Origin of the sequence: Aliidiomarina quisquiliarum (assembly GCF_023922585.1) — a bacterium.
GTDB classification, from domain to species: Bacteria; Pseudomonadota; Gammaproteobacteria; order Enterobacterales; family Alteromonadaceae; genus Aliidiomarina; species Aliidiomarina quisquiliarum.
On the sequence record NZ_JAMFTN010000014.1, the window covers coordinates 367631 to 393258 of the forward strand.

The following is a 25628-nucleotide window of genomic DNA, read 5'->3' on the forward strand; positions in this document are numbered from 1 at the left end:
AGTCTCATTGATATTAAATGAAGGAATCGAATGATGAAATACATTAGACGTTCAACCGACAGAGGCGTGGTTGATTTTGGTTGGTTACAAAGCAAACATAGCTTTTCTTTTGGTAACTACTACGATCCGAAGCACATGGGCATATCAGCACTACGTGTGATTAACGACGATATGGTTATGCCCGGCCAAGGCTTTGGTACCCATGGTCACCGCGATATGGAAATTATTTCTTATGTAACTGAAGGCGCCTTAAAACATGAGGACAGTGAAGGCAACAAGCACATTGTCCCCGCCGGCGACGTGCAGCGTATGAGTGCGGGTAGTGGTGTAATGCATTCAGAATACAATGCATCGACCACTGAGCCAGTGAAATTTTTCCAAATATGGATACAGCCTAATAAAATGGGTGTTAAACCTGGCTATGAACAAAAAGCCATTCCACAAAATGGACCGCTTACGCCACTGGTCACCCCCACTGGCGAAAATGGTACCTTGGCGATGAACCAAAACGCTCGTATGTCTCGTTTGGTATTAAGCGAAGCAGAAGGCTTCACTTTAGCGTCGAATGAAAATATTGCCTATTTACATATTGTAAAAGGTGCACTTGAAGTGAATGGCGATACTTTTGCTGAAGGCGATGCTTTTGCTATTGACCCCGCACAAGCGCTAAACATACAAGCAACGGCCGACCTTGAAGCACTGTGGTTTGAATTGCCGGCTATGCAGTAATATGGATGTAACCACCATTGTTTTAATTGCAGGCGTGGTGTTGCTTACGGGCATTTCAAAGTCTGCTTTTGCCGGGGCACTCGGCGTATTCGCCGTGCCCCTTTTAATGCTAAAATTACCCGCTACCCAAGCCATTGCTTTAATGTTGCCGTTGCTTATTATTGCCGACATGTTAAGCATTCGAAGTTACTGGGGTAAATGGGACAAGCAACTTCTACTACCGCTTATTCCAGGTGCTGTGATAGGCGTGCTAGTGGCTTATGTATTGATCGACCTAATTAACCCTGAATACTTGCGGCTAATAATAGCTTTTATTTGTATTGTATTTGCCCTTCGCAACTTACTTTTTCAACAAACCACACTGCGTTTTTTAAGCAATAAGATTGGCGCTTTGGTTATGTCGATGTTTTCTGGTGTAACCAGTAGTTTAGTGCACGCAGGTGGCCCACCCATTATTATTTATTTTAGTGCTATTGGCCTGTCGCCGAGTAAGTTTGTGGCCACGGCCGCTATTTTTTTCGCCATGATGAATATTCTAAAGCTAATTGCTGCCCTTTCCTTTGGCGTACTTACCAGCACCACTGTATTCACCGCACTTATGTTTTTCCCTTTAGCCATAGTGGGCAACTGGCTAGGCGTAAAAATAAACACGCTATTAGATAAAGACCGGTTCTTGAGAATTATGAACTACCTACTTTTAATGCTAGGTGTTTGGTTGCTTATTAACTAAAAACAACTTCTTTAAAATGTGGGTTATCAATGCCCACTTCCATTTTAGTCACTTTATCGAGCTCTACTAAAAGATCGGATCCTTCCTGATTTATTTTAATACACTCACGCTTTTTTTCATTGCGCTTAGTGTCTAACGCAATGCCTTCAATAACCTCGCCCGACTTCATAAATAGCTTAACGGGATAATTAAACATACACGCAACTTCAACGTGATCATGTTGTTCGCAGTTAATCATGTGGTGCCCCTTTGTTGGTTTTACCAGTATAAATTATTTTACAGTTTCCGCATTAAATTTATGTATTATAAGTACACTGTCACAAGACAACTTTGTTTGACACACTGCAGTAGAGAACAAAGCTGACTCACTAAATTATCTTGATAATAACCAGCACACCTACAATTAAACCACGGTCAATTAGGAGTATGTATTGAGTAACTCAGGTATTAAGCCCGCAGGACAAGGCTACGCATCGTGGTTTATATTTGGTCTGATGGCCAGTGTCACTTTTATTGGTCTGTTGTCGGAACTGATACCTTCGGGTATTTTGCCCCAAATGACCGACGGTCTAGGTGTTAAGCAAGCACAAATTGGCTTCTTAGTGGGGGTATACGCCCTCGCCTCGGCAATTTTCGCTATTCCACTGATTAGTTTCACTTTGTGGATGAACCGAAAAACCCTGCTACTGATTCTATTAACCGGCTTTACTGTGTCTAACCTTGTGGTTGGTTTAGTCGAGTCGTATAACCTGATTGTTGCCATGCGTATTCTTGGTGGGATTTGCGCAGGTATTATGTGGCCCATGATTGCGGCCTACGGCACCGCCCTAGTGCCTAAAGATCAGCAGGGTAAAGCCATTACCATTATTATGGCTGGTAACACCTTTGGCGTGAGCCTTGGTTTACCGTTAATGACCTTTATTGGTACCGAAATAAACTGGCGTGCGTCGTTTTTAGCCCTTGGTGCTTTAGGTGGTGCTATCGCCCTTTTATCTGCCAAGTACTTACCCGCCGTTGCCGGTGAAAAGCTTACCCAAAGTAACTCGCCCTTTGCGGTACTAAAAATGCCGTCGATTCTGATTATACTGCTGCTTACCTTTCTTACGGTTGTGGCTCACTACGGCACTTATACTTATATTACCCTGCTGGTTGAAACCATTAACTTCTTGGGTGGTATAAGTTTGGCGCTACTTATTTTTGGCATAGGCTCAATTGTTTCGGTGCTGCTGTCGGCCAAAATAATTGACTCTTATTTGCGTAGTTTAATTGTTTCCATGCTGGCTTGTGGCGCTATTGCCATGGCTATATTGGTATTCATAGGCCATGTAAACGGCGTTTCGCACCTAGCCTTTTTCCTTTGGGGGTTGGCCTTTGGCCCACTGGTGACTATGTACCAAGCTGCGGTAAGCAAACAAGTAGCCGACGGCAAAGCGGTGGCCACGGCGGTACAGTCGAGCGTGTTTAACTTATCAATTATGATAGCCACTTGGCTTGGTGGTTTAATTTTAGTACACCTACCAGGCCTTGGCGTTATTGGCATTGGCTATTTGTCGGTTATTTGTTTTGTACCCGCCATGATTATTGCTTTTATGGCAAAGAAAACCTTAAGTTCTTAATTAGCTTTAACTGATTCGCTTTAAAAAGGAATGTATGATGAAAAAATTCATTAACGCAAACATATACCGCAACAGTGCCGCCACTGAAATACTTGTGGAAAACGGTGTTATTAAAGCTATTGGCACCAACCTGGGCCCTGCCACAGAAACCATCGACCTGAAAGGTAGGCTGGTGGTTCCCCCTTATGTAGACGCTCACCTGCACCTTGATTACGTTTACACAGGCAACAGTGCCGACGCTAAAAACGACACCGGCACACTGTTTGAAGGCATTGCCCGCTGGCACGATGTGAAGAAAACCCAAACCTTGGCAGATGCCAAAGAGCGTGCTTTGAAAGGCATACAAGAAGAAGTGTCGAAAGGTGTGCAATTTATTCGTACCCATATTGACGTGTGCGACCCTAATCTTACTGGCCTAAAAGCCATGCTAGAAGTGCGCGAGCAGTTAAAAGACAACGTTACCATTCAAATTGTGGCCTTCCCGCAAGAAGGCATGTACGCCTATAAAGGCGGTGCTGAAATGGTAGAAGAAGCATTAAAAATGGGCGCCGACTGCGTGGGCAGTATTCCACATTTCGAGTGGGCCCGTGAAATTGGTGAAAAGTCGATTCATAAAACCGTTGAGCTAGCGGTTAAATACGACAAGCTGATTGACGTGCATTGCGATGAAACCGACGATGTCATGAGCCGTTTTGTGGAGCTGTTAAATGCTTTGGCCATGTCGGAAGGCATTGGCACTCGCACCGCAGCTAGCCACACCTGTTCATTTGGCTCAGCCGACAACGCCTATGCGTTTCGCATGATGGGCTTGTTTCAAAAATCGGGCTTAAACTTTATTGCCCTACCCACTGAAAACGCTTACCTACAAGGCCGCCAAGACACCTACCCGAAACGCCGTGGCATGACTCGGGTAAAAGAGTTCTGGGAAAGCGACATTAACGTGTGCTTTGGCCAAGACTCAATTAACGACCCTTGGTACCCAGTGGGTAACGGCAACCTCATGAATATTTTAGACAACGGCATTCACATGGCGCACACCATGTCGATGGCACAGCTTGATACCTGCTTGGACTTGATTACCTACAACGGTGCTAAAACATTGAACGTTGAAGACCAATACGGCTTAGATGTTGGCAAGCCCGCTAACTTTTTGGTGCTCGATGCCACCAGCCCCTTTGAAGCGGTTCGCCAGCGCGCCGACGTATTGGCCTCGATCCGTAACGGCAATTACCTGTTCAAAAAGCCCGAGCCAAGCTACGACATTGAACTCGACTTGTTCCGAGCAACGAAGTAACAAAAGGTGTGAAAATGACAAAATCCATAACGAAAACTACAACCGCTAGTGCGTTATTAGGCATGTTCATTGCCATAGGCTTAACTGTGCTTGGCTTTCAGTTGGCTAACGCAGTGATTAAGGTGAAGCAATACGAGCGCAGTGTAACGGTAAAAGGCCTTTCTGAGCGCGAAGTGATGTCGGACATTGTGCTATGGCCTATTCAGTTTACTGCAGCCAGTAATGACCTTGAGGCCTTGTATAATTTAGCTGATGAAAACAGCCTGAAAATAAAATCTTTCTTGATACAAAACGGCGTGGCGGCAAACGAAATTACCTTTTCAGCGCCTGCTATTACTGACAAGTCTGCCCAGCAATGGGGTAGTAACGATCGCGCGGAATTTCGTTATACAGCAACACAAACCGTAACGGTTTATTCAGAGCACATTGAAGCGGTGCGCGCGGTTATGCCGCAACTTTCTGAATTAGGCAAGCAAGGTATTGTGTTCACCAGCGGTAATTACGACGCCCAAATAGAATATATTTACACCAGCTTAAATAACATAAAGCCTGAAATGGTGGAAGAAGCCACGCGGGAAGCAAGAGTGGTTGCACAGAAGTTTGCCACTGACTCGGAAAGCCAGCTAGGTAAAATTAAACGTGCTTCGCAAGGCCAATTTAGTATTAGCGACCGTGATAAAAACAACCCGCACATTAAGAAGGTGCGGGTTGTATCAACCGTTGAGTACTATTTGTCGGACTAACCGATAAGTTCGCGCTTATGTGCGGCTTCAAAGTTTAGCACTGGCCCAGCGGGTACCACACCCGTTGGGTTAATGGTGGCATGGCTACGGTAGTAGTGTTCTTTAATGTGTTTCATGCCCACTGTTTCAGCTACCCCAGGCCACTGATACAGTTCACGCACATAGTCGGCTAAGTGCGGATAGTCTTCAATTTGCTTTAGGTTACATTTGAAGTGACCGTGGTACACCGGGTCGAACCGTACCAAAGTAGTAAACAAACGCCAGTCGGCTTCGGTAACCTGGTTGCCAACAAGGTAGCGGCTTTTCGATAAACGCTCTTCTAGTTCATCTAAGGCTTCAAATAGCGGGAATACTGCTTCTTCGTACGCATGTTGTGTGGTGGCAAAACCCGCTTTATACACACCGTTATTCACGCGGTCGTAAATCATGTCGTTTAGGCTATCTATTTCAGCACGTAGGGCTTCGGGGTAATAGTCACCTTCTTTTGCACCAATACCGTCGAACGCTGTGTTGAACATGCGAATAATTTCCGACGACTCGTTACTCACCATTTTGTTTTGCTGTTTGTCCCATAGCACTGGAATGGTTACCCGGCCAGAATACTCGGGATCAGCCGTGGTATAAATTTGGTGCATGTACTGGGCGTTAAAGAGTGGGTCGGCCACTACGCCTTCGTCGTCATCAAAAGTCCAGCCGTGCTCAAGCATAAGCGGGTTTACCACCGACACGGTAATCATCGACTCGAGGCCTTTTAAGCGGCGAAAAATAAGCGTTCGGTGCGCCCAAGGGCAAGCTAACGAAACATATAAGTGATAACGCCCTGCTTCTGCTTTAAAGCCGCCTTCTCCTGTTGGCCCGGCACTGCCGTCGGCAGTAATCCAGTTACGAAATTGTGATTCACTGCGGGCAAATTTACCGTCGGTTGAGTCTGTGTCATACCATTGGTCAAGCCATTTTCCGTTTACAAGTAGGCCCATAATGGTGCCTCCTATTAAGTTTAAAAAATTGACCAGGGAGAATGAACTCCCTGGTGTGAATTTAATGTGTGTACTGTTCGGTATTAGTTAGCGTTGTTGTTACTCATAAGCTGGCTAATTTTGCTGTCGAGTGAAAACTTACCACCACCGCTAAATACCAGTGCGACCGACATACCAAGTAGCGCCAGACCAAATTCATAACCATTATTGCTTAGGAACAGGCCGTTCGAAAGGTGTACTGTAACAATTGCTACCACCATAGTAATGGCTAGCACGAAGGCGGCTGGTCGAGTTAACAGCCCTAGTATTAAGGCTAAGCCACCAAAGAATTCAGCACTACCTGCACCTAATGCCATTAAGTAGCCTGGCTCTAAACCAATGGAAGCCATCCACTGGCCGGTACCTTCTAAGCCGTAGCCGCCAAAGCTACCAAATAGCTTTTGCGCACCGTGGGCGACAAAAATAATACCGGCAGAAATACGTAGCGCTAAGCTAGTGAAAAGTGTGTCGGTGTTAAGAATACGCTTACAAGTATCTTTATTCATGTTTTTCTCCAAGTAGTTAAATGGTTTTATTTTGTAAATATCAATTGCGTTGTTCAATGCAACCACTATAGTAGATAAGGTTAGCAATTAATAACGGAACGTTTTGACCTTTAGCTTCAGGAAAACTGAACAATGACTTTACTTATTACTTTAGATGCGCTGCAAACCCTAGATGCCATTGAGCGCCGCAAAACATTTGCCGCTGCTGCAGAAGAATTACACCGTGTGCCGTCAGCTATTTCCTACACTATCAATAAACTTGAAGAAGATTTAGGCGTTGCCTTATTTGATCGTAGTAAACGCAAAGCAGAACTTACCGCTATTGGCCGCTTGGTATTAGAACAAGGTAGGCAAATACTGAAAGCCTCGGACGAGCTGGCTTCGTTAGCGAGGCAAGCGGCCGATGGCTGGGAAGCCGAGCTGCGTATTTGTATTGACAGTATTCTTAGCTGCGATTCGGTGTATGAACTACTGGAAGGGTTTCAGCGCATACAGCCGAAAACTGAAATTCACCTGATTGAAGAAGTGCTTGGTGGCAGCTGGGATGCACTTAGCGACAACCGTTGCGACTTGGTAATTGGTGCTGAAGGTGCACCACCTGGGCCCGGCTTTGTTATTCATTCGTTAGGCAAGGTAGAATTTGACTTTGCTGTGGCTGCTGGCCATCCGCTGACACAACTACCGTTGCCCTTGCCCGCCAGCGCTATTCAAGACTACCCTACCGTTATTGTGGCCGACAGCTCGCGGCATTTGCCCGTGCGCTCGTCAGGCTTACTCGACGGCCGTAGCCGTATTATTGTTTCTACTATTGAGCATAAAATTGAAGCCCAGTGCAAAGGCTTAGGGATTGGTTTTTTACCCCGCCACCGTATTACTGAGCAACTGGCAGCTGGCCAACTGGAAGTATTAGCGCTTGCAGCACCCCGCCCACCGGTAGAAATTTCCGTAGCGTGGCAACGAGGCAATAAAGGCAAAGCCGTGAAATGGTTTGTTGATCGGCTGAAGCAAATGGCCTTTGACCCTGATACTGGGCTACTTATTAACAAAATGAATTTATAAACAACTTTGGCTATGGATTATTTTAAGGCTAATAGCTAAGAGCAATTTGAAACGTGGGGATTAGCGCCTAGTATTGATCGCTATAGATTGAAAAAACAATCAATGTAGCTACAATGTATACACAGCACTTATTTTAAGAGGCGACTATGACAGCATCAATTTCAAAATGGGGCAATAGCGCAGCCATAAGACTTCCTAAAAACATACTAGACGCACTTTCGTTAAATATTGGCGATTGTGTCAACCTGGTTCAAAAAGGCAATACCTTAGTTATCGAACCATGTAAACCAAATTTAGATGAGTTGCTCGCGCGTGTTACTGCTGAAAATAGGCATGAAGAGCATATGAGAGAGCAGTTAGGTCGCGAACTTATATGACGGTAGTTCCTGATGTTGGCGACATCGTTATTATAGACTTCAACCCTCAGGCTGGTCATGAGCAAGCAGGTAAACGCCCTGCACTTGTACTTAGCTCTAAGCGTTTTAACCAGACCACTGGTTTTGCTTGGGTTTGTCCAATAACCAACCAAGCAAAAAATTATCCATTTGAAGTTAAAGTTATGGGTTCAAGCAAAACAAGCGGCGTTATTCTAGCAGACCAATTAAAGTCACTAGATTGGGTTGCTAGAAACTTGCACACCGTAGACAAAGTTAACGCCAACTGTATACAGGCCGTAAAAGAATTAGTGGCAACTATTTTGGCTGGTTAAACCCACTGGGGTGGTAATTATAAGTAACAACACCATAGCGGGCTGTACTATTAAAGATAACTTCTATTTCACCCACTGAATAACCAGGTAAGCCTACAGCCACAAAGTACTTGCTGTGGTTATGTTTCACGCCAAGCTGAGTTCCAATAATTCCGCTATATTGTAGGCCGGCCTCAACGGACCAATCAAACTCTGCTGCTACACTTTTAATAGGCAAAGCAACCAGCACAACGAAAACTAACTTCTTAAGCATAAAACGTTCCTTGTAAAATCATTATCAATAAAAAAGGCTTGCGAAGTGTAACCGCAAGCCGAGATTCTATTGTTTTATAACAAAATCGCGAGTTTTTTAATGCTTAGGTTTAACAAAGTCTTCGTCGACAAAGTACGTAGCATAATTATTTAATGCACCGACTAATTGTACGGCCGCTTGGCGTTTGTCTTTAAGGTCGCTGCTATGTTCCATACCTTGAGAGCTAACCATCATTCGGGCGATAACAATATGTAACTGTTCGTCGGCTGCTGGCTCTAGCTGGCAATTTTCAAACATGTACGTAATTTGGGCGTTCACCTGCTCGGCTAATTTTTCGTAGCCTGAGGCACTCAATTTGTGGTTATGAATGTCGGCTAACACGGCATTTAACGAATCACCAACAATACCCATGGCTTGGCGTAGTGGTGCGTCGGTTTCCCACTTTTGACCGTTGTTAAACTGTAGTTCAACCCCGTGCATGTCGTGGTGGTCGTGTTCATCGGCTATGGCAGGTAATGTGATAAAACCAAGAGATAAAATTAAACCTAAGCCTGCTGTAGCATTTATAAATGAGAATTTATTCATCATGATTTCCTTTGGTGAGTAAATAAAGCCTATTCCTTGAGCGGTTTTATAAGCTTCTTATACCTATAACGAACAACTTTGGGTTTTGTTCCATTTATTTTGAGTTTAATTTTAGTTTTTATGAAGTTGCTCAAATTGCGATGGATAAATAGGCTGCTGAGTTAATAATTGCTGTAATAACTGGCGCTGCCGAGCCGTTAAAATAGCGCGCTCGGCTAAAAGTTGTTCCACCACAATATGTTGTTGTTCGTTTTGTAGCTTTGCTAAGGCCAGTTGGGCGCGGTGTACTTCGATTAATACCAGCTCTTCGGCAAAAATTGACTCTATTAAGGCGTTGCGTTGCTGGTGTATGGCGCTTTCATTGCCTTCGAGTTGCACTAAAAAACCCTGCTCGGCTTGCCGCCACTGTAATACCTGTTGTGCGTTTAGCTGTAAGTAGTCTTCAAGCGCTGGGGTTGTTTCTGCCTGCCACGCGCGGCCCCAGCCGGCCCAAACAATTGCCAATAACACACTAATGTTAAGCAAGGTGGCAATAATAATAAAGCTGCGTAACTTCGACGTGTTCATGGGCGAGCCTCCAAATAACAATAAGCGGGAATACTACATAAGGCGCCCGGCGGGTTGGCGCCAAGTGCCTGAATTACAGTTACTTCTAAAGCGCTGTTGGATACGCTAGGCATAAGCCAGCTACCTATTAACAGGCCACACGCAATGGAAGCTGCGGCCGCACTGTATTCAACCCATGACCAAGGTTTACGGCTTTGGTTCGTGGCTAGTTCAGGCAAACACGCTAAAGTTTGTGCGCGCACATCAATAGCGGCTGGCGTTGCACTTAACAGCTGTAATTGCTGCTGCATGCTTTGGAGGTTGGCAAAATATTGGCCACACTCTTCACACCAGGTTAAATGCTGTTGCACTTGTAGGTGTTGTGCAGAGCTGAGTTGGTTGTCGAGATAGGCCGATAACCATTGTTTTTCAATATGCTCAATCATAACTAGCTCCTTTGTTCAGCTGTTGCATAAGTGCGGCCCGGGCTCGCGACAAGCGGGAGCGTACCGTGCCGGTATTAATGTCTAAAATGTCGGCCAGCTGTTGATAACTAAAACCTTCAATGTCGCGCAGAATAACCACTTCGCGGTGCTCTAAAGACAGTTTTAGTATGGCTTGTTCAAGCTGTTCCATTTGCTGTGCTTGCATAACCTGTTGCTCGGCACTGGGGGTACGTGAAGCAAGCTGCTCGATGTGGTCGTCGAGGTTGTCGGATGGAAACCGTTGCCGGCCGCGCAATAAATCTAAACAGGCATTTCGGGCAATGCGCAATAACCAAGCGGCAAATGCGGCCGTTGGTTGCCATGTGTTTAATGCCATAAATGCTTTAATAAACACGTCTTGGGTTATGTCTTGGGCGGCATCGTGGTTGCCTAACAACCGCCTAGAATAGTGATACACCTGCACTTGATACCGAGCAATAAGCTCACCAAATGCGGCTCGATCACCTTCTCGTGATTGCGCTATAAGGTGTTCATCGGTTGCTTCACTCAGTGGTGCACGTTTCAATATTTCATACCTCTAAGCTAATAACGTGTGGGTGCGACAAAAGTTCCATAAAAAAAGACCTTCAAGCAACCGCCTGAAGGTCTTTCACTATAGATGCTTTAAATAGAGCGCGCTAAATAGTTTTAAATTGGATAACGTGAAATAACCGCTAAGTCGTGACCACCGGGAATGTCGGCTTTGCGTACGGCCATTACTTTGGCACCAGTGCGCAAGGCACGGCCGGTAATTTCGTCAACAATGCCATAGTTCACTGCGTCGCCAGAGCCCGCAAAAGTAATTTCTCCGGTTTCGTCGTCGATATAGCCGTCGATTACTCCGTCAATATCGATTAATAACCTGTCGATACCGCCAAAGGTTGCAAGGCGCGCCGCGTCGGACAGATCCGTGGTGGTACGCTGCTGCCCGGTACGCTCGTCGAACAGGCGATGGAAGTCTTGAATTTGCTCTGCATAGTGGGCGTCGAGCACTGGCCGTGCTGCAGTAGCTAGCTCGGCTGCGGTTAAGCGGTCGGGGTTGCCTACAATGGTTTCTTTTAGTGCCGGTATAGCGCTTACGGAACGGAATAAAGCCGCTAACGGTTTAGTTGTGGCTAATATTAATGGGCGATCGGAATTAATTAATATGGGCCGTAGCGCCGCGTTTACCTTGCGCACGAAGCGCGTTAAATATGAGCTTTCGCCTTGTGCACCGTGCCTATGGCCGGTACCCGTATAGTCTTTATTAGTGGCTTTACCGCCGTCAGTTGCCGCGTCGGTGGGCATGTTCTGCACCGTTACTTCTTGGGCAGGTAAGTCGGCAGACACTTCAACTAGCCGCACTGCATTTTCTGATAGCGCCAGAATATATGCCGTATGTGGAAAAGTAATAGCCCGTAGTAGTGGTTTCAGGTGGAAACGGTCGGCCACTTCTACAATAGCATTTAGCTTATTGGCCATACGGTAGGTGCGAATAGATTCAGGCGTAGCCAAGATAGCCAAGCTATTTGCTTGATGCCCCCAGTACTCGTCGTCGTCTAGTAGGTTGGCAAACTGCTCTTGCAGTAACTGAATGCGTTTTTTATCGACACCCGCTTCTTCAAGTTGAGCAACTGCCTTTTTAATAAGGTTAACTAAGTGAATGCGACTCGGTTCAATTTCATGGTTAATAGGAGTCGTGGGCAAGTAAATAGAAACACTTGCGTCTGAGCGTACGAGGTTCAGGTCGCCGATTTCATCGGCACTGGGCATATCAACATAATACATATAAAGCCTCCTGCTTAGTTATTGAGCTTCCATTGTAGCAGAAATCAACAATAACTACTGTGTTTGCCAACTTAAAAAAGCCCACCGCATCGGTTCTCCGCCTTGGCGAGCGTATTCTGGATCTTGCTTATACCATTGTGTTAGCTTTTCTTTTTCGGCGCTAGTTAATTCGCCAAAACTCCAAGCCACTTTTTCAATTAATTCATTGGCATTGGTGCTGCCCGCTAAACGGCTGGGCGACTCAATATAATCAAGGGTAGGGTAAATATTACGTTGGTACAGCATGTTCAGTACATACATGTGATCTGGAAAACTGGTGTCTTCACGGCCTAATAATTCCGCAATCTCACGGCTAACAAAGCGCCCACCCACTAAATGGGTCATGTATACACGTTTGCGGGCGTGGTTATTTAATTTGGTGAGGGCGCTGTCCATATCGGCAACAATACTGGCCCGTGACACCACGGCAATGTCGCACACTGGAATAGCCGCCCAGCTGTCTTCCCAGGAAGCAAGAATAGGCTCCACATTCGTTAATTGCAGGTCGGTTACGTTTTGCTCAAGCGCTGTTAACATGCCTTGGCTGTAGTCTAGGCCATATACTTTTTTTACCTGCGGCGCTAAGGCCAAACCAATGGTGCCGGGGCCACAACCCACGTCGAGCACCGTGTCGGTTGGACTTACGCTTACACGCTTAATAAACTCGGTGGCATAGGTACTTTCTAGTACTTTGATGCGCATTTCAGCTGCTTTCGAGTCCCAGTCGCTGGCAGGTTTAAACACCCTGCCACTGCGGGCTAAATGCTGGCGATATAAATGAGCGAAGTCGATGGTTTTGATCATTGAACGAAGTCTCTTTTTAACTGTGCATATACCTGCGCCACAGGAACACTATATAACCAAGCTAGGTTTTCTGCGGTACCTAATTTTTCTAAGCTGCCCACTTTGTCTAGCTGACCTTTTTTCAGTAACGCTAGCCTGTCGGCTACTTACAGCGCATGTTCGGGTTGGTGGGTGCAAAGCAACACGCCTAAACCCTTGGCCCGCAACTGCTGCACTTGCTCTAACACCATTATTTGGTTGGCAAAGTCTAAGCTGGCGGTAGGCTCGTCGAGAATTAGCATGCTAGGCTGTTGTAATAAGGCGCGGGCAATTAACACCAACTGCCGTTCGCCCCATGAGCACCATGTCGATAACACTAAAGGCGAAATAACCTTCCGTGGCCTGTGGCACATAGCCAATATGCTGGGCTATTTCACGCCGACTACAGCTAGTAAGGGCTTTATTATTTAACAACACCTGCCCTGCTATTGGTTTTATTAACCCCAATAAGGTTTTAAACAAGGTGGTTTTACCGCTGCCATTAGGGCCGAGTAAGGCAAGTATTTCATTGCTTTGTAACACAAGGTTAATGTTGCGCCCTATGGCTTGCTTACCATAACCAATAGTTAACTGCTCGGCGGCTAAAAGAACTGTCATGTTCGGCCTCCGCGCGCTAATAAATACATAAAAAATGGAGCTCCCACTAAGGCGGTTAAAATACCAAGGGGTAATTCAATGCCTGCTACGGTTCGGGCCAAGGTGTCGGTACTGCCAAGCATTGGCGCACCTTGTAACCGTGCTGCCACCACCTGCCATACATCGGTAATGCCAAGGGGGAGCCGCTGTTACCCAAGGCACAAATTCAGGATCTTGGGTAATAATGTAATTGGGTTGCCACATTAAAAGCTGTTCTAAAGAAACCCGCGCAATACCGCGGTGGCCGGTGCCGCTGGCCACATTATGGCAGCCCAGCAGTTCAATAACTTCGCTATGTATTGAGCCGGCCAAACCTGTTTCCAGGCCGTCGCTACTGCGCGCCGAGTATATTTTTATTGGTTGTTGCGCCTGGGCTTGGGCAAAACCCGCCGCGCCGCTGAGCGATGGGTTTCGCCTGCATTACCTACATCTACAATAACGTCTGGTGCCATTACCATTAAGCTTTCAAGCGAAACGGTGCTGCCGCGGCCAGCTAGCCGCCCGGTAACAGGTAGTAATTGTTGTTTAGGGTGTATATATTGCAGCGCTTCAGCGCTCATATTTGAAGGCCAACCGATAAGCTTTTCTGGGGTAAGGCTATATAAAAAAACCGCTGCAGGAGGCCCTGCGGCAAAAACTTTACTAATTGTGTTCGGTTGCTTTAAAGGACCATTTTGTACTAGAAGCTCTTTGGCTAACGCCCGTGCCACTGGTGACAGCATAAGCGCGCTTGCGATTAACCCTTTGAATAGGGCCCGGCGATTCACACTAGGGTCCGCTCGGTTAAGGCAATAGGCGCTACACTGCCAAGCCATTGTTCAATTGCCGTACGCTCTAAAGGTAAGGTTTCTGCCAAGCCATCGGCAAATTGTAACCAACCGTCGAGGTACTTCTCGCTAACCAAGGTTAAAACGGGTATGCCAGCACTTATGAGTTCTGCAAATTCTTGACTAAGGCCGCGCCCTTGGGTTTCGCCGTGACCAAATCGATTAATAAATACCAAGTCGGGGGCATTGCCTGCGTTGGCTTCTACTAACACCCGGCGTAGCACTTCCCCAGCTGCGCCTAGCCCACCCATGTCGAGGCTACAGCCCCGTGAATCGCGGCCTAAATACTGAGAAATAACGAAAATTTCACCACTATGAAGATCGCGTAAGGCCATCGGTTTTTTACTGGTTAAGTCTTTACCTTGTTCAGTAACTAAACCTCGAAGCTGCCAGCCTTGTTGTTGGCATTGTGCCAGTATTTCGCCCAACAAAGCATCGCCTTCCCCGTTGCCATTATGAACAACTGCCGCCGCGGGTAACGCCATGAAAGTACCTCTGCTTTTATGTTTCGTTGTGAATAGAAGTGAATATGAATGAGCCTGTTATACCCTATTGAGGTGAGTTTTTCGACTTCTCGAATGGAGTATTTACGACCCTTGCCTAAAGATAAAAAAGAGCAGCTTATTAAGCTGCTCTTTCAATTAAGCTTTAACACCAAATGTTAGCTTTGTTTTGAGGTGCCATTCACAGGTGAAAACACACCTTTAACAACTTGCCAGCTGACCGCTAATGCACCAACGATAAACACGATGTCGCCAATGGTACGGATCCAGCGGAGCGTTACTAAGGTACTGCTTTGCATAACCGCTTCACTACGTGCGTACCATAAACCTTCCGAAGCGCTCGCCATGAATTGGATAATGCCTATTGGCAGCAAGCTGGTGAACAACATCATGGCTAAACCAATATTCAGCCACCAGAATGATGTTTTCATTAGCTGTTCGTTAAACTTTAGGTTAGGACGAATATAGCGCAGCACCATAAGTACAAAACCGAGTGCTAAGAAGCCATACACGCCAAACAAGGCACCATGGGCATGGGTAGCTGTGGTGTTCAAACCTTGTATGTAATACAGCGCAATGGGTGGGTTGATCATAAACCCAAGCACACCGGCACCGAGCATATTCCAGAAGGTAACCGCAACGAAGTACATAAGCGGCCACTTAACTCTGTCCATCCAGGGTGTTCTGTCTTTTAGCTTATACTGCTGCCATGCTTCATGACCGAGTACAATTAATGGTACTACTTCAAGCGCACTAAAGGTTGCTCCAACCGCCATAACAGGAGTAGTGGTGCCCGAGAAGTACATGTGGTGGAAGGTTCCTGGAATGCCACCTACTAAAAACAGCGACCCTGCGGCTAATGAGGCTAAGGTAGCCATTCGTTTTGAAACCAGCCCCATATTGTAGAAAATAAAGGCTAACGCTGTTGTGGCAAATACTTCAAAGAAGCCTTCTACCCATAGGTGTACCACCCACCAGCGCCAATATTCCATGACGGAAATATGAGTGCGCTCGCCGTAGAACAACCCTGCTCCGTAAAACAGCCCAATGGCAACCACCGACGAAGTAAAAATGAATAAAAGGTTTTTGTCGGTTTTAATTTTCAGTGCAGGGGTAATGCAACGTAACATCAATACTAACCAAAGTATGATGCCGATGAATTTGCCCAGCTGCCATAAGCGACCTAAATCAAGGTACTCATACCCTTGGTGACCAAGCCAGAAGTTCCATTCGGGCGGCATAATTTGCGCGATGGCAAAGAACGAGCCGACAAAGGTACCAGCAACCACAAGCACCAACGCCCAGAATAGAATATCGACCCCGAGTTTTTGGTATTTAGGATCTTTGCCACCATTAATAATGGGTGCTAAGAATAGCCCTGCGGCTAAAAACCCGGTGGCTATCCAGAACATTGCTGCTTGAATATGCCAGGTACGCACTAAACTATAGGGAAACCATTTCGATGTGTCGATGCCATAAAACCCTTGCCCTTCCACTGTGTAGTGGGCGGTAAAGCCGCCTATAAATACCTGTAAAAGGAACAGTGCAACCACAATAAACAAGTATTTACCTAACGCTTTTTGCGATGGGGTTAAATTAAAGGCAGTAATGGGGTCTTTATCTGGTGCGATAACTTCTTCGTCGTCCTTCCGCATGAAGGCCCACGCCCACACCAAACCACCAATACCGGCCACCAACAAAATAATACTAATAAGCGACCAAACTATGTTTTCCATGGTTGGCACGTTGTCGATCAGCGGCTCATGAGGCCAGTTGTTGGTATAGGTGGCTGAACCACCCGGACGCTCGGTACTTGCCGCCCACGCTGTCCAGTAAAAAAACTCATTCATACGCGCACGCCGCTCGGCACTGGGAAGGGTTACTTCCTTCATGGCATAGTTTTGGCGGCGCTGAGTAAATTCAGGATCGCCTCCAAATAAGCGGTCGTAGTAATCGGCCACTTGTTGCATGGCTTGAATACGCCGCTCTGAAAGAATTACTTTATCGGTGGCGGCGTCGTAACCATTGGTACGGTAAGCCTTTTTGAGTTCGAACTTAAGATTGTTTTGTTGCTGATCTGTTAGTTCAGCGTATAACTTGCCGTAGTTCTCTTGTGCAGCAAGATCAAGCCACACTTCAAGCTCTCGGTGTAGCCAGTCGGCGGTCCAGTCTGGTGCTTGGTAAGCACCGTGGCCCCAAATTGAACCTAATTGCATACCACCAATAGACTGCCAAGCGGTTTGACCGTCTAAAATAGACTCTTTGGTCATGAGAACATTGCCTGTTTCAGACACATAAGCGGCTGGAATTGGCGGCGCATGCCGATAAATTTCTTTACCAAAATACCCCAATATTGCAAATGTAATAGCCAAAATGGACAGTAAGGTCCACCAAGGCCTTTTATACTCACCCATAGTGCAGCTCCATAATCGAGATTAACTCGACGCAAATGTTAATAAAACTCGAAGCCCTAATATGCAATCAAAATGTGGGTTAAGCAAGTATGTAAAAATTGCTAATTGTTGATTTAGAACAATAAATCAGCAAAGAATATTTTGTGGGTAGCCCCTAATACCCACCCATTACCTATAACAGAGGGTGTTAATTATGCTTAAAAATTGTTATGCGGTATCTTCTGTGACATAGGGCGATGCTACTGCGCATTGCCGCTGGGGCTATTGCTCGTTATAGTAAGCGCTCGTACCTTAAAAATAATATGGCGAATATCTTGAGTTTATCTACATTTGGTCTTGTTCTTTACTGGCTATTACTTACAGCCGTGTTTCTTCGCGTGGTACTTAAACGCCGAGCGGTGGGCTCGTCTCTCGCTTGGATGCTAATTATTGTTTTATTCCCTATTTTTGGCGTGGTGCTGTACTTTCTTTTTGGCGAAGTGCAACTAGGCAAGCGGCGAGTGGAGCGTGCCCAAGCCTTACGCGATCCATTTTTACAGAACCTATCGTCGCACTTGGCCGGCCAAACCATTAATCAACCTAGCTCGCCTGCTGCCAAAGGTGTATTTAATATTATGGAACAGCACATGGGTACCGGTGCTGTTGGCTATAACAACTTAAAAGTATATAGCGATCCCGATGCTATTTTCGACTGCTGGCTTGCCGACATAAAGCAAGCTAAGCAGTGTATTCGTGCAGAATTTTATATATGGGATGACAAGGGTCGGGTAGCAGAAATAGCTGCCGCTTTAATAGCCGCTGCAAAACGCGGGGTAAGCGTTGAAATACTGGTTGACCACGCGGGTAGTTGGTCGTTTTTTATGTTTTCTCGCCAATTAACCCAAATGCGTGAAGCTGGTATTGAATTTGTGGCCGCATTACCGGTATCTATTTGGCGTAATGTGTTTCGTCGGATCGACTTACGGATGCACCGCAAGCTACTTATTATTGACAATAAAATAGCCTATAGCGGTTCAATGAATATGGCTGATCCGAAGTTCTTTAACATTGGCCGTAATGTGGGCCCTTGGATCGACATGATTATTCGGTTTGAAGGCGCAGCAGCCTTTGGGGTGTCGAAAATATTTTCCTGGGACTGGGAAGTAGAAACCGGCGAACGCCGTTTTCCCATTGTAGAAGAAAACCTAGAGCCCAATACCCAATGGATGACCATGGTACCTTCCGGCCCAGACTTGGGCACCGACGTGATTACCCAAGTTATGCTATGTAGTATTTACCGTGCCGAGCATTGTATAACTGTTGCTACGCCCTACTTTGTGCCGTCTGAAGCCTTGTTGCTGGCATTGTGCCATGCGGCCGAACGTGGTGTTAAAGTAGAATTAATATTACCTGAAAAGTGCGATTCGCGCTTAGCCGGTTGGGCCAGCCGTTCGTTTTACAGCCATGTATTAAAAGCGGGGGCCGAAATTAGGCACTTTAAACGGGGTTTATTGCATACCAAAGCCATGGTGGTAGACGAGCAAATAGCAATTGTTGGCAGTGTGAACCTAGACGTGCGCAGTTTCCAATTGAACTTTGAATTGTCGTTTGCCTTATATAACGAAGATAGTTGCGGCAAAATAATCGATCTATTAGAAGGCTACAAAGCAGAAAGCGTGCCCGTGTGCCCACAAGCCTGGGAAAGTAGAAAAAGCATTAATCGTTTGTTCGAGCGGCTAACCTATTTTGTTAGCCCACTATTATAAACAAGCTTGGCGGCTATTAGGCGAATTGCTGCCAGTCGTCGCCTTGGTTTGTTATGGCGTGTAAATCGTTGCTGAGCAAGCGGTCGTTTAACACCCGAACCACTTCAAATCGCTTCATTTGCTTAGTGGTAGCCACTTCAAAGCTTTGATCAATAAGCATACACAAGCTAGTGCGGGTATCGCCGCTAATTCGTAAAAAGCTACCTTTAGCAAAACCCGAATTTAAGGCACAGTACTTATGCTCTTCAGGCCAACTTTCTAGCATGCCGGTTTGAAAATGCCAGCTTTGTGGCATTAATGCTTTACCGAACCGCTGTATAGCAGTTGCGTGCAAGGCCGTTAGTAATTGGGCGGTTGGAGAAAGCGTACTATGGGTGTCTTGATAGTCCATTAAGTTAGCATGAAAGGTTGCGTCTTCAAGGCTGAAGTCGCATAAGGCTGGCATGTCTGGCCGCAAGTGTTTCTTCCGATAACTCAGCGTTTGCATTAAACCGCCGCTCATCAGAATATGCAGTTGTTCTTGTGTGGCGTCGTACTTCCATTGCCAATTTAACATGTAATTGAATTCCCTAGCAATTAAACCAGTGCAGTAAATAAATTAAGCTAAATGTTTTTTACAATATCACGAATAAGCCGAGGCCCACGATAAATAAACCCAGTATATATTTGTACCAAGTTGGCCCCTGCAGCTAACTTATCGGCGGCAGAGTCTGAATCTTCAATACCACCTACCCCTATAATAGGAAAGTTAGGCCCAGTTGCTGCGCGCAACCAGCGAATAACATCGCTACTTTTTGCTTGTACCGGTGGCCCACTTAAGCCCCCAGCTTCGCCCCCATGGGGTAAATGTGCCACAGCTTCACGAGCAAGGGTAGTATTAGTGGCAATTACACCGTCAATATTATGCTCGAGCAGCAATTCAGCCAAGGCTTTTACTGCGGGCGCGTCGAGATCAGGCGCAATTTTAACGACCAAAGGTACATAACGGTCGGTTGCTTTATGCTGGCGCTGTTGTTCTTGTTTTAATACTTTTAATAACGCACTAAGTTGCTGACCATGTTGCATGTCGCGCAAGCCAGGCGTATTCGGTGAAGACACGTTAACAGTAACGTAACTTGCATAAGGGTAAACCCGTTCAAGGCAAAGTCGGAAGTCTTCCGGGCCTTGTTCTTCGGGGGTGTCTTTATTCTTGCCAATATTAATGCCAAGAATACCGCGATAGCGGGTGTTTTCTAAATTGTGTACCAGTAAGTCTAAACCACCATTATTAAAGCCCATGCGGTTTATTAACGCACGGGCTTCAGGTAGTCGAAACATACGGGGCTTAGGATTACCAAGTTGTGGCTTTGGTGTAACAGTGCCTACTTCAATAAAGCCAAACCCCATTTGTGCAAACGCGTCAATACAATGGGCGTTTTTGTCTAGCCCCGCTGCTAACCCAACTGGATTAGGAAAGGTCATGCCTAAACATTCCACCGGCTTATTTGGCACCCGCTGCTTTAAGAGAAAAGCAAATGGCGAACGGCCAAGTTTATGTAAATGGCGTAGGGTAAAGTCGTGTGACCATTCGGCGTCGCGGCGAAATAGCCAGCGACGCATTAACGGGTAAAGCAAGCTCATTACTTCGCCGAGCCGCAGTGTTGGCCAAGCAACATTAGTTCACGTAGTGCGACTGAGAACTTCGCAAACTCATGACTTTTCGTTGTTTTAAAGTCGGTCAACATGTGCTTCCAACGCTCAATGTAGATGGCGTTTTCTTCTAGCCATAAATTAAGCATTTCTTCCGGCGTTGCTGCTTTGTCGGCAAAGCTTAGTACTGTAATGGTTAATGCACGTTGCTGCCAGTCAAGCTCTTCACGGAAAGCGCCACGAGCAAGTGCCTGCCAATGGTTCGTGGTTGGCTGAGCATTTACTTGTTGCAGGAACCAGTGCAGTTCAACTTTTGCACCTAAGCGATAGTAAACTTCGGCAACTGTTGGAATTTCTTGTTTCGTTGCATCAGCTACTTCGCCAATGTCCATGGCTGAGAAGGTGGTGCTTAATAGGCCCACTTGCTTGGCCAGTTCAGCCGGTACACCGTGGTCTTCTAGCTTCTGAATATCGGCACGAATTTCATTCGCTTCTTTGTCCGACAAGTAGTCTAGGGCGTTCATACGCAAGTCATCGAAAGCTTTCTTGTAAAAGTCGATGTGCGCTTGAATACCAACCAAGGCTGGATTTTTATGACGCAAGAACCAACGTGTAGTACGGCGTACCATACGGCGTACTTGGAATAGAATTCTATTCTGCACATCGGCTGGAATCTTATTGTCTAAGGCTTCCACTGCGGCACGTATTTTATGTGCTTCAAACAATTCGCGTGAAATAGCATAAGCTGCCGCTATTTCTGCTGCGGTAGCACCGGTTGACTCTTTCTTGCGCTGAACAAAGTTCGGGCCCATGTCGTTCACAATATTATTGGCTAATTTAGTTGCAATAATTTCTGTACGCAGTGGGTGCTGCTGCATATCGCCAGCAAACTTTTCCCGAAGTGCCGCTGGGAAAGACTTCACTAGCTCTTTTGCATGGAACGGGTCTTGCGCGATTTCTTCAATAGCAAATTCGTCTTTTAACACCATTTTGCCATAGGCAGAAAGTACGGCTAATTCAGGACGGGTAAAGCCTTTTCCTTTGGCAATACGATCTGCAAGCTCGTCGTCGCTGGGTAAGTCTTCAATAACACGATCAAGTTTACCGTCACGCTCTAATTGCTGAATAAAGCGCTGCACTTCTTTAATTTGATCAGCACCGCGAATATAAGTAACCGACATAGACTGAGTTTGACGCATGGCGTCGGTAAGAACGATATTGCGGACGTCTTCTGTCATGTCGAATAACAATTTATTACGCTGCTCAACCGTTAACTTACCTTGGTTTACCAAACCGGTTAGTAAAATTTTAATATTTACTTCGTTGTCTGAACAAGAAACCCCACCCACGTTATCGATAAAGTCGGTGTTAATACGGCCGCCCTTGCTGGCGTATTCAACACGGCCAAGCTGGGTCATACCTAAGTTACCGCCCTCACCCATAATAACGGTACGCATGTCGGCACCGTTAATGCGCAGTGCGTCGTTGGCACGGTCGCCTACTTCTGCGTCGGTTTCTTGCGTCGATTTCACATAGGTACCAATACCGCCGTTCCAAATTAAGTCGACTTCAGCCATTAATAGGGCACGAATTAAATCGGTTGGGGTCATGGAACGTTTTTGCGTGCCTAGTAGCTTTTTCATTTGCGGTGTTAGGTCGATAGACTTAGCACTACGCTCGAAAATACCACCACCTTCACTGATCAAACTTTTATCAAAGTCGGTCCATGATGAACGTGGCATATTGAATAAACGCTGACGCTCTTTATACGTGGTTTCAGGGTTTGGATTTGGGTCAACAAAAATGTGCATGTGGTTAAACGCACCCACCAGCTTAATATGCTTCGACTGCAACATACCGTTACCAAATACGTCGCCGGCCATGTCGCCAATGCCCACACAGGTAAAGTCGGTGGTTTGGCAGTCAACGCCAATTTCACGGAAGTGACGTTTCACCGATTGCCAAGCACCGCTGGCAGTAATACCCATTTTCTTGTGGTCGTAACCTACTGAGCCACCTGAGGCAAAAGCGTCGCCTAACCAGAAGTTGTATTCAGCTGAAATGCTGTTGGCAATGTCTGAGAAAGTTGCGGTTCCTTTGTCGGCTGCTACAACAATATAGGTGTCGTCTTCGTCGTAACGAACCACGTCGCGGGCTGGCACCACTTCACCTTCAATAATGTTGTCGGCAATGTCGAGTAAGCCACGAATAAAGATGCGGTAACAGTTTTTACCTTCCTCAAAAAATGCTTCACGCTCGGTTGGTAATTGCTTAGCAACGAAACCACCTTTAGCACCTACTGGTACAATTACGGTGTTTTTAACTTGCTGCGCTTTTACTAAGCCAAGTACTTCGGTACGGAAGTCTTCCGGGCGGTCAGACCAACGCAAACCACCACGTGCAACTTTACCACCACGTAAGTGGATACCTTCAACTCGTGGTGAATAAACAAAGACTTCGTACTTTAATACCGGCAATGGCATTTCTGGAATAAGCTCTGGTAAGAACTTTATCGACACATAGCTTTTCTCTTTGCCTTCGTTGTCTAACTGGAAGAAGTTGGTTCTTAAGGCGGCTTTAATTAAGTCGATATAACGGCCAATAATACGGTCGTCGTCGAGGCTGGCTACGTTATTTAACTCTTCTTGCAAGGTTTCGTAAAGAGCGTCTAGTTTCTTATTCACATTCTTCACACCAGGCTTAAACTTGGTGTAGAACAATTTAATAATCAGCTCAGCAATTTTCGGGTAGCGGGTGAAGGTGCTTTCAATATAGCTTTGGCTAAAGGTAACACCAATTTGACGCATGTATTTTGCAAACATACGTAAAATAACAACATGGCGACCTGACATGCCTGCACTTAGCACTAAACGGTTAAAACCGTCGTTTTCTAATTTACCGTCCCATACCTGGGCAAAGGCGTGTTGGAAGTTGTCGCGAATGTCTTCAAGGTTTAACGGGCCAGCCGTATGCAACATGAAGAAGTCGAGTACCCAGAACACATGGCCGTCGTTGGTTTTAATTTGGTAGGGGCTTTCGTTAATAATACGTAGGCCAAAGTTTTCCAACATAGGTAATACGTCAGACAAGTGAATTGGCTCGTCTTTATGGAATAACTTTAACTTAACTCGGTTTGAATCTTGTTCTACTTCTTGTGCACGGTAAAACAGCATGCCCAATTTATGATCGTCGTCGAGGGCTTCAAGTTGAGCGATGTCGGCAATAGCAACCGACGCTAACACTTCTTCCTTGTACGAACGCGGAAAGCCTTCTGCGTAACGGCGCATATATGTTTGCGCTGTAGCTTCACCGTGAGCTTTAATTAATAAGCTTTCTAAATGGTCTTCCCATGAGCGTGAAGCTTCTTCTAAATCTTGTTCAATTTGTTTCACATTAATGTCCTGTCCGCTATCAGTTACCCGAATAGTGTATTGAGTTCTAGCAAAATTAGTTTCAGAAACAAAAGTGGTATAGTCCACTTCACTTTGGCCACCCAAGGTGCGAATTAACACGTTTTGTGTTTTTTCACGAAGCGCTGTGTTAAAGCGCTCTTTGGGCACATACACCATAGCGGTAATAAAGCGTCCAAATACGTCGCGGCGAATAAACAAGCGAGTGACATCACGCTCTTGGGTTTGCAACACGCCTAGTGCGGTTGTAAGCAATTCGTCGACACTGCTTTGTACCAGCTCGTCGCGCGGGTATGTTTGCATAATGTTTAAAATAGCTTTACTAGCGTGGGTATTAGGCGCGTACTGTGATTTTGCTAATACGCCTTCAATACGTTCGCGTACTAATGGTATGTCGGTGGCACTGTCGTTATAAAAGCTAGACGAGTACAAACCAATAAAGCGATCTTCACCGATAACATTGCCTTTATCGTCGAAACGCTTAATACCAATATAGTCGGCATAAGCTGGGCGATGAACACGCGATTTAGCATTGGTTTTAGTGAGCAGTAAAATGTCTTCGTTACTAAGTGCCGCGTGCCGTGCTGGCTTGGCCATGCTGGCTAATTTACGCGGCTTGTCGGTAACAGTGTTTTTCATAACACCTAGGCTTGAGCCTTCGTCTTGTTGTATTTCATAGTCACCTTCAACCGCTGTTAGGCTGTAACCACGGTACCCCATGAGGGTAAAGTTATTATCGGCTAACCACGTTAAAAAGCGTTTGGCTTCTGCCAACTTTTCTTTGCTACCTGGGTAATTACGTTGTTCTAGGGTGCTGGCAATTTCTGCTAATTTTTCACGCATGGGTTGCCAGTCGGTTACGGCAGCTTTAATTTCAGCCATAACTGAGGTTAATTCGGCTTTCAATGCTTTTATTTCTTTCGCATCTGTTAAGCAGTCAATTTCAAGTAGAAATACTGTGTCGGCATCGGCTTCGCTGTCTACTTTTCCTGCTTCTACAATACCAATAACGTCGCCCGCTTCATTCCGGCGGTGAACAAATGGCGCTTGTAAAAAAGTGTGGGGTTTAATACCAAAACGGTTCAATGCCATACGCACTGAATCAACCATAAACGGCATGTCTGACTGAATAATTTCAACAACCGTATAAGGCGATTCCCAGCCGTGTTTACTTACTTCTGGGTTATAAACATTAATTTGGGCTTCTTGACTGTCGGCATAACTATTAAAGCTGTGCCATAAAGAAACAATGGAGCCATAAATATTACTATAATCGCGTCCGATTAAATCATCCCGAGATACATTTCGATAAAGGCGATGAGTAAATTCGACAACTAGAGGCGCTATGTCTTCTGGTAGTTTTTTCTGAATTACCTCGAAAACCTTCTCAAGGAGAACTGGGGGCTGACCATTCAACGAAGTCATTTGGGATTTTTCCTTGTCTACATACATTAAGAGCAAAAAATGAGTGCAAATGTTCTACTATTCTCGACTTTAATGGCGAGAAATGCAAACACACTTTACGTGGTGGGATGAGTTTGTTT

At 45.8% G+C, this 25628-nt stretch carries 29 protein-coding genes; 9 read left to right on the forward strand and 20 right to left on the reverse strand.

Annotated features, from left to right (window positions below):
- The first annotated feature begins 33 nt into the window (after positions 1–33).
- Entirely contained in the window at positions 34–729 is a 696-nt protein-coding gene (locus tag M1L23_RS04425; protein WP_252626160.1) for a pirin family protein, read from the forward strand.
- A 1-nt stretch (position 730) separates the two neighbouring features.
- Positions 731–1459 carry a sulfite exporter TauE/SafE family protein gene (locus M1L23_RS04430; protein WP_252625908.1) on the forward strand — a complete coding sequence of 243 codons (729 nt, stop codon included), beginning with the start codon at positions 731–733 and terminating at the stop codon, positions 1457–1459.
- On the opposite strand, the gene M1L23_RS04435 is transcribed toward M1L23_RS04430, so the two are convergent.
- Positions 1452–1697 (reverse strand): Rho-binding antiterminator, encoded by a 246-nt coding sequence (locus tag M1L23_RS04435; RefSeq protein WP_252625909.1) that lies wholly within the window; start codon positions 1695–1697, stop codon positions 1452–1454. The two genes, M1L23_RS04430 and M1L23_RS04435, sit on opposite strands and share 8 nt — an antisense overlap.
- A gap of 193 nt (positions 1698–1890) precedes the next feature.
- On the opposite strand from M1L23_RS04435, the gene M1L23_RS04440 reads away from it, so the two are divergent.
- Genes M1L23_RS04440 through M1L23_RS04450 form a run of 3 tightly spaced genes read left to right on the forward strand, consistent with a single transcriptional unit; the run spans position 1891 to position 5112 of the window.
- Positions 1891–3075, forward strand: coding sequence for an MFS transporter (locus M1L23_RS04440; protein ID WP_252625910.1), 1185 nt, complete (start codon positions 1891–1893; stop codon positions 3073–3075).
- A gap of 34 nt (positions 3076–3109) precedes the next feature.
- Complete coding sequence (locus tag M1L23_RS04445) at positions 3110–4369, forward strand: amidohydrolase family protein (protein ID WP_252625911.1); 1260 nt, start codon at positions 3110–3112, stop codon at positions 4367–4369.
- A 14-nt stretch (positions 4370–4383) separates the two neighbouring features.
- A complete protein-coding gene (locus tag M1L23_RS04450; RefSeq protein WP_252625912.1) occupies positions 4384–5112 on the forward strand; it encodes an SIMPL domain-containing protein in 729 nt (242 codons plus the stop codon).
- On the opposite strand, the gene M1L23_RS04455 is transcribed toward M1L23_RS04450, so the two are convergent.
- Together M1L23_RS04455 and M1L23_RS04460 are read right to left on the reverse strand one after the other, a co-directional pair.
- Positions 5109–6089, reverse strand: coding sequence for a glutathione S-transferase family protein (locus M1L23_RS04455; protein ID WP_252625913.1), 981 nt, complete (start codon positions 6087–6089; stop codon positions 5109–5111). The two genes, M1L23_RS04450 and M1L23_RS04455, sit on opposite strands and share 4 nt — an antisense overlap.
- Before the next feature lie 83 nt (positions 6090–6172).
- A complete protein-coding gene (locus tag M1L23_RS04460) occupies positions 6173–6634 on the reverse strand; it encodes a DoxX family protein (RefSeq protein WP_252625914.1) in 462 nt (153 codons plus the stop codon).
- Between the two features lie 132 nt (positions 6635–6766).
- On the opposite strand from M1L23_RS04460, the gene M1L23_RS04465 reads away from it, so the two are divergent.
- The 3 genes from M1L23_RS04465 (at position 6767) to M1L23_RS04475 (ending at position 8402) form a co-directional block, all read left to right on the forward strand.
- The gene (locus M1L23_RS04465) at positions 6767–7693 is read left to right on the forward strand and encodes a LysR family transcriptional regulator (RefSeq protein ID WP_252625915.1); all 927 of its coding nucleotides are present in this window, start codon (positions 6767–6769) and stop codon (positions 7691–7693) included.
- Between the two features lie 146 nt (positions 7694–7839).
- Positions 7840–8070, forward strand: a complete 231-nt coding sequence (locus M1L23_RS04470; RefSeq protein ID WP_252625916.1) for an AbrB/MazE/SpoVT family DNA-binding domain-containing protein — start codon at positions 7840–7842, stop codon at positions 8068–8070.
- On the forward strand, positions 8067–8402 hold the full coding sequence (locus M1L23_RS04475) for a type II toxin-antitoxin system PemK/MazF family toxin (RefSeq protein WP_252625917.1): 336 nt from the start codon (positions 8067–8069) through the stop codon (positions 8400–8402). Before M1L23_RS04470 ends, M1L23_RS04475 begins: the two co-directional genes overlap by 4 nt.
- On the opposite strand, the gene M1L23_RS04480 is transcribed toward M1L23_RS04475, so the two are convergent.
- From M1L23_RS04480 to M1L23_RS04540, 14 genes are all read right to left on the reverse strand, one after another.
- Positions 8386–8655 (reverse strand): hypothetical protein, encoded by a 270-nt coding sequence (locus tag M1L23_RS04480; RefSeq protein ID WP_252625918.1) that lies wholly within the window; start codon positions 8653–8655, stop codon positions 8386–8388. The genes M1L23_RS04475 and M1L23_RS04480 overlap by 17 nt on opposite strands.
- A 96-nt stretch (positions 8656–8751) precedes the next feature.
- Positions 8752–9243: a hypothetical protein gene (locus M1L23_RS04485; RefSeq protein WP_252625919.1), complete on the reverse strand. Its 492-nt coding sequence runs from the start codon at positions 9241–9243 to the stop codon at positions 8752–8754.
- Positions 9244–9351: 108 nt separating this feature from the next.
- Complete coding sequence (locus M1L23_RS04490; RefSeq protein WP_252625920.1) at positions 9352–9807, reverse strand: periplasmic heavy metal sensor; 456 nt, start codon at positions 9805–9807, stop codon at positions 9352–9354.
- Positions 9804–10232: an anti-sigma factor family protein gene (locus M1L23_RS04495; protein ID WP_252625921.1), complete on the reverse strand. Its 429-nt coding sequence runs from the start codon at positions 10230–10232 to the stop codon at positions 9804–9806. Before M1L23_RS04495 ends, M1L23_RS04490 begins: the two co-directional genes overlap by 4 nt.
- The gene (locus tag M1L23_RS04500) at positions 10225–10797 is read right to left on the reverse strand and encodes an RNA polymerase sigma factor (RefSeq protein WP_252625922.1); all 573 of its coding nucleotides are present in this window, start codon (positions 10795–10797) and stop codon (positions 10225–10227) included. Before M1L23_RS04500 ends, M1L23_RS04495 begins: the two co-directional genes overlap by 8 nt.
- Positions 10798–10919: 122 nt before the next feature.
- Positions 10920–12038, reverse strand: coding sequence for a baeRF11 domain-containing protein (locus tag M1L23_RS04505; protein WP_252625923.1), 1119 nt, complete (start codon positions 12036–12038; stop codon positions 10920–10922).
- A gap of 54 nt (positions 12039–12092) precedes the next feature.
- Positions 12093–12881 carry a class I SAM-dependent methyltransferase gene (locus tag M1L23_RS04510; RefSeq protein WP_252625924.1) on the reverse strand — a complete coding sequence of 263 codons (789 nt, stop codon included), beginning with the start codon at positions 12879–12881 and terminating at the stop codon, positions 12093–12095.
- A 146-nt stretch (positions 12882–13027) separates the two neighbouring features.
- A complete protein-coding gene (locus M1L23_RS15075; protein ID WP_420840625.1) occupies positions 13028–13273 on the reverse strand; it encodes an ATP-binding cassette domain-containing protein in 246 nt (81 codons plus the stop codon).
- Entirely contained in the window at positions 13164–13517 is a 354-nt protein-coding gene (locus tag M1L23_RS04515) for an ATP-binding cassette domain-containing protein (protein ID WP_252625925.1), read from the reverse strand. Before M1L23_RS04515 ends, M1L23_RS15075 begins: the two co-directional genes overlap by 110 nt.
- On the reverse strand, positions 13514–13639 hold the full coding sequence (locus M1L23_RS04520) for an iron chelate uptake ABC transporter family permease subunit (RefSeq protein ID WP_252625926.1): 126 nt from the start codon (positions 13637–13639) through the stop codon (positions 13514–13516). The genes M1L23_RS04515 and M1L23_RS04520 overlap by 4 nt, the downstream gene beginning before the upstream one ends.
- Positions 13593–13868, reverse strand: a complete 276-nt coding sequence (locus M1L23_RS04525; protein ID WP_252625927.1) for a hypothetical protein — start codon at positions 13866–13868, stop codon at positions 13593–13595. Before M1L23_RS04525 ends, M1L23_RS04520 begins: the two co-directional genes overlap by 47 nt.
- A 41-nt stretch (positions 13869–13909) precedes the next feature.
- Positions 13910–14278 (reverse strand): TroA family protein, encoded by a 369-nt coding sequence (locus M1L23_RS04530; RefSeq protein WP_252625928.1) that lies wholly within the window; start codon positions 14276–14278, stop codon positions 13910–13912.
- Between the two features lie 41 nt (positions 14279–14319).
- On the reverse strand, positions 14320–14868 hold the full coding sequence (locus M1L23_RS04535; RefSeq protein ID WP_252625929.1) for a DUF2478 domain-containing protein: 549 nt from the start codon (positions 14866–14868) through the stop codon (positions 14320–14322).
- 176 nt (positions 14869–15044) lie between these two features.
- Positions 15045–17300, reverse strand: coding sequence for a nitric-oxide reductase large subunit (locus M1L23_RS04540; protein ID WP_252625930.1), 2256 nt, complete (start codon positions 17298–17300; stop codon positions 15045–15047).
- A gap of 314 nt (positions 17301–17614) precedes the next feature.
- On the opposite strand from M1L23_RS04540, the gene cls reads away from it, so the two are divergent.
- Entirely contained in the window at positions 17615–19045 is a 1431-nt protein-coding gene (cls, locus tag M1L23_RS04545; RefSeq protein ID WP_252625931.1) for a cardiolipin synthase, read from the forward strand.
- A 16-nt stretch (positions 19046–19061) separates the two neighbouring features.
- On the opposite strand, the gene M1L23_RS04550 is transcribed toward cls, so the two are convergent.
- From M1L23_RS04550 to M1L23_RS04560, 3 genes are read right to left on the reverse strand one after another with little or no spacing between them, the layout of a single operon-like run.
- Positions 19062–19601 carry a cell division protein ZapC domain-containing protein gene (locus M1L23_RS04550; protein WP_252625932.1) on the reverse strand — a complete coding sequence of 180 codons (540 nt, stop codon included), beginning with the start codon at positions 19599–19601 and terminating at the stop codon, positions 19062–19064.
- A gap of 47 nt (positions 19602–19648) precedes the next feature.
- Entirely contained in the window at positions 19649–20659 is a 1011-nt protein-coding gene (locus M1L23_RS04555) for a quinone-dependent dihydroorotate dehydrogenase (protein WP_252626162.1), read from the reverse strand.
- Positions 20660–20664: 5 nt separating this feature from the next.
- Positions 20665–25509, reverse strand: a complete 4845-nt coding sequence (locus M1L23_RS04560) for an NAD-glutamate dehydrogenase (RefSeq protein WP_252625933.1) — start codon at positions 25507–25509, stop codon at positions 20665–20667.
- Between the last annotated feature and the right edge of the window lie 119 nt (positions 25510–25628).